The sequence below is a fragment of the Flavobacterium sp. N3904 genome (genome assembly GCF_025947305.1).
Taxonomy (GTDB): domain Bacteria; phylum Bacteroidota; class Bacteroidia; order Flavobacteriales; family Flavobacteriaceae; genus Flavobacterium.
The window spans coordinates 779613-794585 of the sequence record NZ_CP110009.1 but is presented as its reverse complement, the minus strand read 5'-3'; the positions used below and the strand labels follow the sequence as shown (position 1 = coordinate 794585).

The 14973-nt window shown below is 36.8% G+C and carries 8 protein-coding genes; 7 read left to right on the top strand and 1 reads right to left on the bottom strand.

Annotated elements, in window-relative coordinates; translation table 11 throughout:
* Positions 1–204: 204 nt before the first annotated feature.
* Complete coding sequence (locus OLM57_RS03315) at positions 205–924, bottom strand: NUDIX hydrolase (RefSeq protein WP_264565818.1); 720 nt, start codon at positions 922–924, stop codon at positions 205–207.
* 391 nt (positions 925–1315) lie between these two features.
* Between OLM57_RS03315 and OLM57_RS03310 the strand changes: the two genes are divergently transcribed.
* The 7 genes from OLM57_RS03310 (at position 1316) to OLM57_RS03280 (ending at position 14910) form a co-directional block, all read left to right on the top strand.
* Positions 1316–2809, top strand: a complete 1494-nt coding sequence (locus OLM57_RS03310) for a xylulokinase (RefSeq protein ID WP_264565817.1) — start codon at positions 1316–1318, stop codon at positions 2807–2809.
* A gap of 2 nt (positions 2810–2811) precedes the next feature.
* Positions 2812–4134, top strand: coding sequence for a xylose isomerase (gene xylA, locus OLM57_RS03305; RefSeq protein WP_264565816.1), 1323 nt, complete (start codon positions 2812–2814; stop codon positions 4132–4134).
* 48 nt (positions 4135–4182) lie between these two features.
* The gene (locus tag OLM57_RS03300; RefSeq protein ID WP_264565815.1) at positions 4183–7269 is read left to right on the top strand and encodes a SusC/RagA family TonB-linked outer membrane protein; all 3087 of its coding nucleotides are present in this window, start codon (positions 4183–4185) and stop codon (positions 7267–7269) included.
* 11 nt (positions 7270–7280) lie between these two features.
* On the top strand, positions 7281–8870 hold the full coding sequence (locus tag OLM57_RS03295; protein WP_264565814.1) for a RagB/SusD family nutrient uptake outer membrane protein: 1590 nt from the start codon (positions 7281–7283) through the stop codon (positions 8868–8870).
* 26 nt (positions 8871–8896) lie between these two features.
* Complete coding sequence (locus OLM57_RS03290) at positions 8897–9757, top strand: hypothetical protein (protein WP_264565813.1); 861 nt, start codon at positions 8897–8899, stop codon at positions 9755–9757.
* A 244-nt stretch (positions 9758–10001) separates the two neighbouring features.
* Entirely contained in the window at positions 10002–12479 is a 2478-nt protein-coding gene (locus OLM57_RS03285; RefSeq protein ID WP_264565812.1) for a glycoside hydrolase family 2 TIM barrel-domain containing protein, read from the top strand.
* A 31-nt stretch (positions 12480–12510) separates the two neighbouring features.
* Positions 12511–14910, top strand: a complete 2400-nt coding sequence (locus OLM57_RS03280; RefSeq protein ID WP_264565811.1) for an alpha-xylosidase — start codon at positions 12511–12513, stop codon at positions 14908–14910.
* The last annotated feature ends 63 nt before the right edge of the window (positions 14911–14973 follow it).

Below are 14973 nucleotides of genomic sequence, written 5' to 3'. Positions count from 1 at the left end.
GGTCTCCAGACCCGAGAGTGTGATTAGCTTTCGGGTCTTTTTTTATAGTTATTCTGCAATTTTCTACTGTAAACGAATGACCTAGCCCCGATAAAAGTGAAAATCATTATGGGCTGGGGTTCAGCCCTTAATATTGTAGCGGATAGCGGGATTAGCTTGTGCTAACTATTGTATTGAAAATGATTTGAATTACTATAACAAGAATTAGAACTCAAAGTTAAACCCTTTCTGCGTTAGTTTCTCATAAATTTCAGGGTCAAATTTATACAATTGTGCTGCACGATGCGAAACATCCTGTTGTTTTTCATCCAATGGAACCAGCAATTTCATGTGTAAAATCTTTCTACGGAAATTGGATTTGTCCATTTCGATCCCCAGAATTTCTTCGTACAGTTGCATCAGTTGTAATAAGGTGAATTTTTCAGGCAATAAGTTAAAACCCAGTGGAGCTTGACGTACTCTGTTGCGAAGGTTTTTTATGCTGTAGGCAAGAATTTCATTATGGTCATAAATCAAATCGGGAATTTCATTGATCTTATACCATTTGGCATCCGAAGCGGTAAAACCTGCCTTAATATTATAGTCTTCTCTTTTTACAAGGGCATAATAGCCAATAGTAATTACCCTTCTCAACGGGAAACGGTCTGGTTCTCCAAAAGCTTTTAGCTGTTCAAGATAAATATTGTCCATTCCGGTAAGTTCGGCCAGCAAACGGTGAGCAGCATCGTCTGTACTTTCTTTCTTCTTGATCCAGCCACCTGGTAATCCCCATCTTCCTTTACTGATACCTTCGGCGTGTTGTACCAAAAGAACTTCAAGAATTCCGTTATCAAAACCAAATATCACGCAGTCAATAGTAATGGCATTCATGGCAGATTGCTCCTGAATTTGTATTAAATCCCTATCGATAATTTTTTCTCCCATAGCCTTACAAAGTTTAGCACTAAATTAATATTTTTTTAAAGAGTTCAGTCGTGTATGAAGAAATATATTTTGTAAAACAATTGTGATTAAACCTGTTTTTGGTTCAAAAATTAAAATACTTTTTATTTTGTAATCAAATATTATTCAATGTATTGAAATACAATGTTTTAAATTTAAAAAAAGCATTTAAAACGATATAAAATTATCTTTTTCGTATAAGATATCATTAAAAACACACCCATTTTTTTATTAATTACAAATATTTAATCTCAATTTTTTGTTAATATGAAAAATACTTCTTATACTTGTAGTCAAATTAACCATAACGTTATGGTTTGTTTGACCAAAAGTACAAAAAACAGTAATAAGTCAATCATATAATAACAAGAACATGTATTTTTTAGGAATCGATTTAGGAAGCTCATCTATAAAATTGTCGGTATTTGATGCCGATAAAGGAATTACTGTAGCTTCGGTAACTGCTCCTGAATTTGAAATGGATATCATTGCTCCTAAATTTGGCTGGGCAGAACAAGACCCGAATAAATGGTGGGAATATGTAAAAAACGGGATTCAAACTCTTGGATCCAAACAACATATCGATTTAAAAAAAATTGCAGCAATCGGAATTGCTTATCAAATGCACGGTTTGGTATTGACAGATGAAAATATAAATCCAGTGCGTTCTTCTATCATTTGGTGTGATAGTAGGGCAGCTAGCATAGGAAATCAAGTTTATGACAAAATCGGACATGAATCTTGTCAACAACAAATACTTGGAAGCCCAGGGAATTTTACGGCTTCCAAATTAAAATGGGTTCAAACCAATGAACCAGAGATTTTTCAAAAAGCGGTTTACATGATGCTTCCGGGCGATTTTATAGCTGCAAGACTATCCGGAAAAGCACAAATAAGTACTTCGGGCTTATCGGAAGCCGCTTTGTGGAACTTCTCAAAAGGTGCTTTGGCAACCGAGGTTTTGCAAGCTATGGGACTTCCCGTAGATAAGATTCCTGAAATTGTTCCCAACTTTGGGTATCAGGCAACAGTACACCCTAATGTTGCATCAGAATTGGGATTAAGCCCTGATGTAAAAATCACGTACCGAGGTGGTGACCAACCCAACAATGCCATGTCTCTGAATGTTTTAAAACCAGGAGAAATTGCAACTACTGCAGGTACTTCGGCAGTTATTTATGCCGTAAGTAATCAGGATATTTATGATAAAGAAAACCGTATCAATACCTTTTTGCATGTCAATAATAACGAAGCTCAAAAAAATAACGGTGTGATGTTGTGCATTAATGGTTCTGGAATTTTATACCAGTGGTTGCGTAAAATCATGTCGACAGACAGAACTGGTTTAATCGCCTACGAAGCCCTAAATGCCGAAGCGGCAAAAGTAAAAGCAGGAAGTGAAGGCTTGCGTTTTTATCCTTTTGGTAATGGGGTGGAACGCATTTTTAATAATAAAAAGGTTGATGCAGGAATTCAAAATTTGAATTTTAATATTCATCAGTCGGGACATCTAATTCGTTCGGCTTGTGAAGGAATTGTATTTGCGATGAATTATGGTTTTGATGTAATGAAATCGGTAGGGGCATCGGGAGAGATCGTTCGTGCCGGAAATGCCAATTTATTTTTGAGTCCCGTTTTTAGAGAAATTTTTACCAATACCACTCAAACTACATTAGAATTATATAACACCTCTGGATCAGAAGGAGCAGCGCGTGGAGCCGCTTATGGTTTTGGCTATTATGCTTCTTTGGACCAGGCTTTTGAAGGGTTAAAATGCATAGATAGAATAGAGCCAAATCCTGTTTTGACTGCACAATATCAGGAAATATACCAAGAATGGAAAAATCATATTAAACTAGAATCATGATAATGACTACAACAAAACAATCGTATTTTAAAAACATCGATACCATAAAATTTGAAGGTAGAGAAAGTACAAATCCACTTGCTTTCAAATGGTATGATGAAAATCGCATAGTAGCAGGTAAAACGCTAAAAGAACATTTGCGTTTTTCTATGGCGTACTGGCATACCTTATGCAACAAAGGGGGAGATCCTTTTGGAGCAGGAACTGAAACATTTGAATGGGATAAAAGCGAGAATGTTATTCAGCGAGCCAAAGACAAAATGGATGCCGCTTTTGAATTCATGAGCAAACTGGGAATTCCTTATTACTGCTTTCATGATGTCGACTTGGTAGACGATGCGCCTACTTTAGAAGAATTTGAAAAACGTGTACAGGCTTTGGTGGCTTACGCTAAAATCAAACAAGAAGAAACAGGAATTAAATTGTTGTGGGGAACGTCAAACTTATTTAGCAATCCGCGCTATATGAATGGAGCCTCAACCAATCCAAATTTTGATGTAGTGGCGTACGCTGCAGCTCAAGCCAAAATTGCTATTGATGCTACGATTGCTTTAGGAGGAGAGAATTATGTGTTCTGGGGAGGAAGAGAAGGATATATGAGCCTTTTGAATACCGATATGAAAAGAGAGTTGGAGCACATGGCACGTTTTTTAACCATTTGTAGAGACTATGCTCGCAAACAAGGTTTTAAAGGAACTTTCCTTATCGAGCCAAAACCAATGGAACCGATGAAACATCAATATGATTTTGATGCGGCTACTACTTTAGGATTTCTTCACAAACACGGTCTTCAAGACGATTTCAAACTGAATTTAGAAGTGAATCACGCCACTCTTGCAGGACACTCTTTCGAACATGAATTGCAAGTGGCTGTAGATGCTGGAATGTTGGGAAGTATCGATGCAAATCGTGGAGATTATCAAAACGGATGGGATACAGACCAATTTCCGGTTAATGTTTTTGAAATTACCCAATCTATGTTGGTGATTTTAGAAGGTGGTGGCATTCAAGGAGGCGGAATCAACTTCGACGCTAAAGTGAGAAGAAACTCAATCGATATCGAAGATAAATTTGTTGCCCACATAGCGGGAATGGATGTTTTTGCCAGAGGACTTATCTGTGCGGATGAAATTTTAAGAAAATCAAATTATAAAGAATTACGCCAAAAGCGTTACGGATCATTTGACGGAGAAAATGGAGCTAAGTACGAAAAAGGGGAGCTTTCCCTTGAAGACCTTAGTGCTATTGCCCGTGCAAAGGGAGAACCTCAGCCAATAAGTGGAAAACAAGAATTATTTGAACAAATTATTTCCAATGCTTTTTAGAACCAATACAAATATCACTAACTTAAATTAACCAATTCTTAAATTATTATGAAAAGAAAATATTGTACATCGACAATGCTTCCCTTTTGTATGTCACTCCTGTTCAGTGTTTTTATGCTGCAGTCAGGTTTTGCACAACAGAAATCGCTTTCTGTGACAGGAAAGATCACCTCTACAAGTGATGGCTTGGGTATTCCTGGTGCAAACATTACTGTAGAAGGAGGAACTACAAGTACATCAACAGATTTTGACGGGACTTATAAAATTAATGTCAAGTCGGATGATGTTTTGAAAATTAGTGTTATGGGGTATAAATCCCAAAAAGTTTCCGTAAACAATCAATCAACTATTAATGTTGCTTTGCAAACCGAAACATCAGATCTTAAAGAAGTTGTTGTTATTGGGTATGGTACTCAGAAAAAGAAAGTGGCAACTGCTGCTACTTCAACTATTTCTGCAAAAAGTATTCAAGAAGTTGCTTCAATAGATGTTGTCAATGCATTGCAAGGACAAGCTTCTGGAGTAAATGTTACCTCTACCTCTGGACAACCAGGAGCAGGTATGGTAATTAATATTCGTGGTGTAGGGACGGCAGGAAATTCAAATCCATTATACGTTGTAGATGGAATTGTTATTGATGGAGGTATCGGATACCTTGATCCATCTGCTATAGAAAGAGTAGATATACTTAAAGATGCATCGGCAGCGGCTATTTATGGTGCCCGTGCTGCGAATGGAGTTGTTTTGGTAACTACCAAAAAAGGAAAAGGAGATAAAATGGCTGTTTCATTAAATGGATATACCGGTTTTCAATATGTTGCAAAAAAAATAGATTTACTAAATTCTACTGAATATGCGACTATTATGAATGAAGCACGTGTAAACTCAGGATTAACTCCTTTGTACACACAAGCCCAAATGGCGGCATTACCAAATACAGACTGGCAAGATGAAATGGTCAATGAAGGTGCTTTGAAACAAAATCAATCGTTGTTGATTTCTGGAGCAACTGCAAATTCTACCTATGCTACTGGAATGTCAAATGCAACGCAAGAAGGGCTTATTGGTAGTCAGGACAATCAATCAAAGTATGTTCGTAGATCCTTTTTTGTAAATACTACAACATCAATTATCCCAGAAATTTTAAAATTTGGAGAAAACTTTACTTATTCTAATATTGGAGGAAATGGTATTTCCGATCAGGGAATTTATAACAATAGTGTGAGAGGATTCTTGAATGCACCGCCTACTATGGATGTTTATAATCCTGATGGTACTTATGCAAAATCTGATATCGCTCCAGATATTGCAAATCCACTTGGAAGTATGTATTACAATAACTTTAAAGAATACAAAGGAAATCGTTTTATAGGAAATGCGTTTTTGGAAGCTAAATTCTTAAAAGGATTTACATTTATAACCAATTTTGGTGCAGATTCAAACGATAGTTTCAACAGATCGTTTGTACCGGTATACGATCTTTCTAGCACCGTGTATAATGCAATTTCAACAGTAACTCAAAGTTCTGGTAATGCCATGACATGGTCTTGGGAAAACACATTAGATTACAAAGCTTCTCTTGGTAAAAATAATTTTGACGTTTTAGTTGGAACTTCTGCCAGATCACAAACATCTGAATATAGTGGCGCTACAGGTAAAGATTTGATTTTTAATGATTTCAAACATGCTTATTTGAGTAATGCTACATTGCAACCTCAAAACACAGTTTGGGGTGGACGTTCTGATTATAAAATGGCTTCTTTGTTTGGAAGATTACTATATAATTATGATGATAAATACTTATTTACCGGTACTATAAGAAGAGATGGTTCTTCCAATTTTGGACCTAATAACAAATATGCCATATTCCCTGCATTTTCTGCTGGTTGGAATGTGGATCGCGAAGATTTCTTCCCGAAAGATATTTTCTTAAACAAAGTAAAATTAAGAGCAAGTTGGGGTGAAAACGGAAATGATCAATTGAAACAGTTTGCGTATTTATCAACCATAAGTTCTATAGATAAAAGCTATCATTTTGGCGTAGGCAACAATGAACATCTATATGTAGGTGCAGCTCCTAATGATTTGAATAATCCAGATTTGAAATGGGAAACTTCAGAACAAACCGATTTAGGTTTTGATCTTGTCTTATTTGAAAAAGTTACTTTTGTTTTTGACTGGTATAATAAAGTGACAAGAGATTGGTTGGTACAACCTACCGTAACAGAAACGACAGGTGCAAACGCTCCTTACATCAATGGTGGAGATATTCAAAACAAAGGGGTTGAGTTTGCGTTGGGTTATGCAACAACTTTTGGAACAGATTGGAATTTTTCTATAAATGGTAACCTTTCATACAATCAAAACGAAGTACTTAAAATTGCAAATCAAAGTGGTATAATCTACGGAGATCCAAATCTTCTTTTTCAAGGATTGGATGAGATGAATCGTGTACAAGTAGGAAAACCAATTGGATATTTTTACGGATTAAAAACAGACGGAATTTTCCAAAATGCTTCTGAAGTAGCTGCAGGTGTTCAGCCAAATGCAGTTCCTGGCGATGTTCGTTTTGTAGATTTAAATGGAGATGGAAAAATAAATCAGGACGATAAAACAGAAGTTGGAAATCCAAATCCAGATTTGACGTATGGTGTAAATATGCAGGTTTCTTACAAAGCATTTGATTTCTCTATTTTTACTTACGGTACTGCTGGTGGTCAAAACGCTTTTGGTGTTCATGATCCAACTCGTCCTTACAATAATTACACAACAACTATTATTGACAGATGGACTACAGAGGGAACTTCTAATACAATTCCTAGAGTAACTTATGGATCAGATCCAAATGGGAACTATACTAAATTCTCTGATTTGTACATTCAGGATTCAGATTTCTTTAGAATCAAAGACGTGACTTTTGGTGTAGACTTGACTAAATTATCAAGCAACTTAGGTTTCTTTAGTAAATTCAGACTTTACGTAGCTGTAAATAATCTATACACATTTACTAAATATCAAGGGATGGATCCAGAAATTGGGTTCGGTAACTCAAACCAATCTTGGGCAAAAGGAATTGATGTTGGATTTTATCCACAACCAAGAACGTATATGGTAGGTTTTAATGTTAACTTTTAATCGAAAAAAAAATGAAAAAATATATTAAACTATTTGCAGTTTCTTCCATTTTAGTACTGGGTTCTTGTTCAGACCAGTTTCTAGATACTGAACCTTATACAGAGAAAGTAACCACAAACTTTTATAAAACACCAGATGAGGCATATCAAGGGCTTGTGGCTGTTTATGACATTTTGCAAAGAGAAGCTTACGGTGGGCCATTGCTAATTACTGAGGAAGCTTCTGATAACTGTTTCGGAGGATATGGTGGTTCAGATGCTACAGTTGATTTAGAATGGGATCGTTTTCAGTTTTCATCCAATTTAGAAATGAATAATCCTACGTATCAAGTCAGTTACCAAGGGATTTACCGAGCCAATATTTTACTCGAAAATTTAGGTAGTGTAAATTGGGGTGCAGATACAGCACTTAAAACACAATATGAAGCAGAAGCTCGTTTTTTAAGAGCATATTTTACATTTGATTTGGCTAGAATGTTTGGTGATATTATTGCACTAGATCATACTATTAAAGCTACTGACAATGAGTTGCCAAGAAATACACCCGAACAAACATATGCATTAATTGCTAGTGATTTAAAATTTGCTGCGGATAATTTAGGAAATGAAAATTATTCTCAACCTACAAATCCAAAATACGGGCGCATCACAAAATGGGCTGCAGAATCTTATTTGGCAAAAGCCTTTTTATTCTACACAGACTATTACAACAAACCGGATTTGGCAGGTGTAGTTACAAAAGCACAGGCTATAACTTATATAAATGATGTTGTAAATAATAGCGGACACGCTTTGGTTCCTGATTTTTCTCAACTTTGGCTTGCTTCTGCTGTTAGTTCTACTAGTAAAGTATATGGAGGTGAAGGAAATAACGAAATGGTTTGGGCAATTCGTTTCAACGGATCCGGAAATGGAAATTGGGACTTACATGAAGGAAACCGTTTCCAAGTTGATATTGCACCACGTGGTGGCAATATTGGAAACTACGCAACAGGATGGGGTGGAGCTACGGTGAATCCTAAATTGTACAATGCGTATGCTCTAGGAGATACCCGCAGAGATGCTACAATTATTGATTTTGCAAATGAAAATCTTGATTTTAATCCAGTTACAAGAGACCAAAGACAATATACAGGTTATGCCTGGAAAAAATATTGTCCGATTACTGATGCGGCTGGTGTGGCAGTTACTGTTGCAAATGGGGGGAATTTCCAAATTGATAATTACGAAGACTTTGCCGTTATCCGTTTCTCTGATGTATTGTTAATGGCAGCCGAACTTAACTTGGCAACAAATGCAGGTTTTGCACAAGCTTGTTTTAATAAAGTTCGCGAACGTGCTTTTCATGACACTACGCATAATACTGCTGTAACAATTCCGATTATTATGAAAGAGCGTCAACTAGAATTTGCTCTTGAAGGACAACGTTATTTTGACTTGATTAGACAAGATATGGCTACTACAAAAGCGGCAATTGACAACACAGTTGGTGGATCTACATTTGCAGTTACTTTTAGAACTGAAACACAAGGATGGTTCCCGCTTCCTCAATCTCAAATACTACTTGCAAATGGTGCTATTTCACAAAACCCAGGTTGGTAATTTTTAACTAATAAAAAAAAGAAACTATGAAACGTAAACTATATATACTTGTAGCTGCAATCACCTTGGGTTCACTGTTTTCCTGTGAGCCTGTTGAAGATCGTACTAGCCTTCCTGCTGTTACATTAACGCCAGAAACGCTCAAATTTTCGGTAGTTCAAAATCCACTGAAAAACAATGAGGTAAAATTAACCAATTTAGACGGAACGGTTATTCCTTATTGGTCTTATTCCGATTCAAAAGGAGAATTAGGCCATTATAATACAAATGAGCAAACTGTCTTTTTTCCATTTGCAGGAACTTATACAATTGATTTTACTGCCTATACACCAGGAGGCGCAGTGTATGCCAGCCCTGTAACGGTAAAAGTAAACCAAAATGATCCAACATACTTTAGTGATCCTAGTTGGACAAAATTGACCAATGGGGAAGCAGGTAAAACATGGGTATTAGATATGAGCGACCCAATTGCTTGGGGTGCGTTAAACTTTGCAGGGCCAGCTCCATATTCAGGAGATTGGTGGTGGATTCCAGGATCATACCAAAGTTGGTCTATGGCGATGAAAGATTGGGGAGAAATGACTTTTGATCTTAACGGTGGATACAATGTTAAAGTAGTGCAAACAGCTCTAAACAGTATGGATCAAACCACTAAAATCGGTCTTTTTAATTTTGATATTGCAAAGAATACCATGATTTTTAGCGGAGGCCCAGAACTACTTTACGGTGGAGATTATTATGGTGACGTAAGTAACTGGACATCTATCCATGTGATTGAGATTAATGATAATCAAATGAGATTGTCAGTAGTTAGGGATCAAAGTAGAAGTGGAGAAGGTAATTGTCAAATTATTTTTAATTACAAACCAAAACCTGCTGCAAACTAAATTATTTATTGGATTAAAGAAACTAGGTTAGTAACTGTTTTTTTGTACTTCGAAATGGGTAGACACTATCAAGAGTTAGAATTATTCGAACTCTTGATAGCAATCCCAAAATAAAGAGGACTTGCTTTTAAAACAAAAGAAAAGTACTGCAAAAAAGTAATACTATAATGTATCGATAAGTGGTATTGTTTAAACACTTATCGATACATTTATACTACTTAAAAAACATGATAATTAAAAAAAAATGAAATATTCAAACCTTTTAAAAACACTCATCATTTTTGGATTTATTGCAATTTTTGGTTGCACTAAAGAAAATAATGACGGTTTTACTTCGAGAAAAATTTCTTTCAATTCCGATTGGAGCTTTCATTTAAGTGACAGTATTATTGATAAAGATACAATTGGAACAAATACAAAATGGAGAACACTAAATGTTCCTCACGATTGGGGTGTTGAAGGTAAATTTGATGAAAAAAGCCCTGCAGGATTTGGAGGCGGAGCACTTACGGGTGGTTTAGGTTGGTATAAAAAAACATTTAAAGTTGCAGCTGAAGACAGCACAAAAGTAACTTCAATAATTTTTGATGGAGTTTACAAAAACAGTGAAGTTTGGGTAAACGGGCATTATCTAGGCAAACGCCCAAATGGTTATATTGGTTTTCAATATGAAATTTCTCCCTATTTGAATTATGGAGATAAAAACAACGAAATTATTGTTAAGGTTGACAATTCAAAACAACCCAATTCACGTTGGTATTCCGGTTCAGGAATATTCAGAAACGTATGGTTAGAAACCACAGATAAATTGCATGTAGGCCAATGGGGAACTTATGTTACTACACCTAAAGTTACAGCCGAAAAAGCTACGGTCAAATTCGAAACTACAATTCAGAATCAAAATTTAACTTCCAAAAAAGCGACGGTAACTACTACTATTTTTAAAAAGGACACTAAAGTAACATCGGTTACTCAAAATATATCAATTGGCGCCAATGCCAATCAAACAATCAAACAAGAAGCTCAAGTCGAAACGCCAATTTTATGGTCTGTTGAAACTCCAGAATTATATACAGCAGTTACTGAAATTTCGGTTGATGATCAAATTGTAGATCAATACAAAACCAATTTCGGAATCAGAAGTTTTAAATTCGATGTTAACAAAGGCTTTATTTTAAACGGAAAACAAGTCAAAATCAAAGGGGTTTGTATGCACCACGATTTAGGGCCTTTGGGATCCGCAATCAATACAAGAGCTATCGAACGCCAGTTAGAAATTCTAAAAGGAATGGGGGTAAACGGAATTCGAACTTCCCATAATCCACCTGCTCCAGAGCTTTTGGACCTTTGTGATAAAATGGGTTTCATCGTCATGGATGAAGCATTCGATATGTGGAAACAAAGCAAAACCAAATACGATTACAGCAACGATTGGGACAAATGGCACAAAATTGATTTAGTAGATCAATTATTGCGCGACCGAAATCATCCAAGTATTTTTATGTGGAGTATCGGAAATGAAATTCCAGAACAATGGAGTGAAACGGGTGTGATAATTGCAAAAGAATTAGCCGAAATCACACGTCAATACGATAAAACCAGACCAATTACAGCAGCTATGAATCCACCCGTTAATATGAATATCGATGAAGTCACTTTGCAGTTCGAAAAGAACAATGTTCAATTTAATGCCATAGCAAAGTCTAGAGTTTTGGATATTATTGGTTACAATTACGCCCATCAAACATATGAATATCATCAAAAAAACTTCCCTGGAATTCCTTTTATAGCAACCGAAACGACTTCGGCTTTAGAAACCCGTGGGTATTATGATACAAATTCGGACTCCATTAAAAAATGGCCGGTAAGATGGGATCTCAAATTTACGGATGGCAATTCAGGTAACACCGTTTCTGCTTACGATCAGGTTCAGGCACCTTGGGGTTCTACACACGAAGCGACTTGGAAAGTCATCAAAAAACATGATTATCTTTCTGGAATGTACATCTGGACAGGCTTCGATTATATTGGAGAACCAACCCCTTATGAGTGGCCGTCTATTAGTTCCTATTTTGGAATTGTAGATTTAGCCGGTTTCCCGAAAGATGTGTATTATATGTACCAAAGCGAATGGACAGACAAAGATGTACTGCATATTTTTCCGCATTGGAACTGGAAAGCAGGACAAACTGTCGATGTGTGGGCATACTATAATCATGCCGATGAGGTGGAACTGTTCCTTAACGGAAAATCAGTTGGTGTTCGAAGCAAAAAAGGAGATGATTTGCACGTAATGTGGAAAGTTCCCTTTCAAGCAGGTACACTTAAAGCCATCTCTCGCAAAGACGGAAAAACAGTTTTAGAAACCGAAATCCAGACCGCCGGAAATCCAGATAATTTAAAATTAACGGCAGACAGAAGTACAATAAAAGCTGACGGAAACGATTTGTCTTTTGTAACGGTTGATATTCTAGATGCCAAAGGAGTTTTAGTGCCAAAAGCGAATAATGAAATTAGTTTTTCTTTAAAAGGAAACGGAAAAATTGTAGGTGTTTGCAGCGGAGATCCAGTGAGTCACGAATCGTACAAAGGAACAAAACATACTGCCCTAAACGGAAAATGTTTAGTGGTGATTCAATCCGGTAATAAAGCCGATAAGCTTGAATTGACAGCTACCGCAAATGGTTTGAAAGATGCTACAATTACAATTTCAGCAGAATAAAACAGAATTAAATAATATTAAAAAGAATACAATGAAAAAAATACAGCTTGCATCCTTGTCTCTATTCATGGGTTTTGGTTTGTTGTTGTCGCCAAAAGTGTCGGCACAAATTCAAAATGCAGATGTGCTAAATGCGCCAATAGATATCAGCAAAGATTTTCAGAATTATCTAAATACGTTTTATTTTGCTGATGAGCTTACTGCTTTTGATCCTGCAACAGGAAAAGGGACAATAAAATATTTGCGTTACAATTACCAGACACGTCAGGCTTTCAACAATATGATGATGAAGCCAGGTGTGGTTCCTGCCAATGAATTTCCAACGACGGAATATGCAGTTTCTCCTGAATTACCTTTTCAAATCCAGTTTGTTTCGGACCGATCCATTCGTATCAAAACGACTTCTGGACCACAATTTCATCCTGAGGCAACCTCTTTGATGTTGGTTGATGGTGTAGCTCCAAATCACCCAGAATTATGGAAATATTCTAAAATTGAAGGAGGCCATAAATACACAAGCAAACACGGTTCTGTTGAGATTTTGTCAAAACCATGGCACGTAAAAATTTATGATGAAACGGGTAAATTACTAACCAGTACATTGCATGATTCTGATTTTAAAAACACCTATACTCCAACACTTCCGTTCTCGTTTGTTCGAAGAAACAGTGATTATTCCAGAAGTATGGGCGCGGCTTTTAGCTTAGAACCGGATGAAAAAATATTTGGCTGTGGAGAATCATTTACCCAATTCAACAAACGCGGACAAAAAGTAGTTTTATGGACGGATGATGCCAACGGTATTCAAAACGAAACGATGTACAAACCAGTTCCGTTTTATATGAGTAGCCGTGGTTATGGTGTGTTTATGCACCATTCTACACCAATTACCTGCGATTTTGGAAGGTATTTTGGTAGTGCGAATGAAATGTACATTGGCGATGATGAAGCCGATTTGTTTTTCTTCATAGGAGAACCAAAAGAAATATTGGATGAGTACACTAATTTGACAGGAAAAGCAGCAATGCCACCACTTTGGTCATTTGGTTTCTGGATGAGTCGTATCACTTATTTCTCTGAAAAAGAGGGGCGTCAGGTAGCGAAAGATTTACGTGCTTATAAAATTCCAACCGATGTAATTCACTTTGATACAGGTTGGTTTGATGTAGATTGGAGAAATAATTACGAATTTTCAAAAGATCGTTTTCCAGATGCTGTAAAAATGATGTCGGATATGAAAGATGACGGTTTCCATGTATGTTTATGGCAATTGCCTTATTTCAGTCCTAAAAACACATTGTTCAATGAAATAATGGACAAAAATCTAGCAGTAAGAGACCGTAAAGGAAACTTGCCTTATGAAGATGCTGTTTTGGATTTTTCGAACCCAGAAACAGTGACTTGGTATCAAGCCAAATTGAAACATTTATTTGATCAAGGAGTTTCTGTTTTCAAAGTAGATTTTGGAGAAGCTGCACCGCCAGAAGGAATTTATCATTCAGGTCGTACTGGTTTTTACGAGCACAATTTATACCCGTTGCGTTACAACAAAGCCGTGGCGGAAATCACTCAAAAAGAAAAAGGCTATACTTTAATCTGGGCCAGAAGCACTTGGGCAGGAAGCCAACGTTACCCATTGCATTGGGGTGGTGATGCCGAAACTACAAACGGTGCAATGTCTGCCGAATTGAGAGGTGGACTTTCATTGGGATTGTGTGGATTCAGTTTCTGGAGTCATGATGTAGGAGGATTTGCAACCAAATCTCCTGAAAATTTATACCGCAGATGGGCGCCGTTCGGAATGTTTACTTCACATGTGAGAAGCCATGGCGAGCCTCCGCGCGAACCTTGGTTGTACAGTAAAGATTTCTTGGAAGGATTTAGAAACGCCGATAATATGCGTTATGAATTGATGCCTTACATCTATGCGCAGGCCAAAGAAAGTTCTCAACAAGGATTGCCAATGATGCGTGCTTTATTCCTTGAATATCCAAATGATGCAGGTTCTTGGTTGGTAGACAATGAATATTTATTTGGGACCAGTATATTGGTTGCCCCTTTATTCGAAGAAGTAACCGAAAGAGACGTTTATCTTCCAGCAGGAACTTGGATTGACTACCAAACCAAACAGGTTTATCAAGGCGGATGGCATAAAATCAAAGCGGGTGCTATTCCAATCGTAGTTTTGGTTAGAAACGGTTCTGCCATTCCTCATATAGCATTGGCACAATCAACAAAAGACATGGACTGGAGCAAATTAACTTTAAAAGTATACGCTACTGAGGCTACCAATACTGCTACTGCAAAAGTATTTTTACCAGGAACCGATGCCGTACAAACGATAACCCTTTCCAAAAAAGGAAGCAATTTTGAAACAACATCAAATCCATTAACTGGAAAAACCACTTTCAAAACCGAGTGGATAAAATAAATAAGTTGAGTTAGTTTTAAATCGGGGAATGAAGGGTTGCTTCGTTTCCCGATTTATAAAAAA

Bases quoted from the DNA above. Each gene is read 5' to 3' on its own strand.
- OLM57_RS03310 (WP_264565817.1), top strand. From the start codon at position 1,316: ATGTATTTTTTAGGAATCGATTTAGGAAGCTCATCTATAAAATTGTCG.
- OLM57_RS03300 (WP_264565815.1), top strand. From the start codon at position 4,183: ATGAAAAGAAAATATTGTACATCGACAATGCTTCCCTTTTGTATGTCA.
- OLM57_RS03290 (WP_264565813.1), top strand. From the start codon at position 8,897: ATGAAACGTAAACTATATATACTTGTAGCTGCAATCACCTTGGGTTCA.
- OLM57_RS03280 (WP_264565811.1), top strand. From the start codon at position 12,511: ATGAAAAAAATACAGCTTGCATCCTTGTCTCTATTCATGGGTTTTGGT.
- OLM57_RS03285 (WP_264565812.1), top strand. From the start codon at position 10,002: ATGAAATATTCAAACCTTTTAAAAACACTCATCATTTTTGGATTTATT.
- xylA (WP_264565816.1), top strand. From the start codon at position 2,812: ATGACTACAACAAAACAATCGTATTTTAAAAACATCGATACCATAAAA.
- OLM57_RS03315 (WP_264565818.1), bottom strand. From the start codon at position 924: ATGGGAGAAAAAATTATCGATAGGGATTTAATACAAATTCAGGAGCAA.
- OLM57_RS03295 (WP_264565814.1), top strand. From the start codon at position 7,281: ATGAAAAAATATATTAAACTATTTGCAGTTTCTTCCATTTTAGTACTG.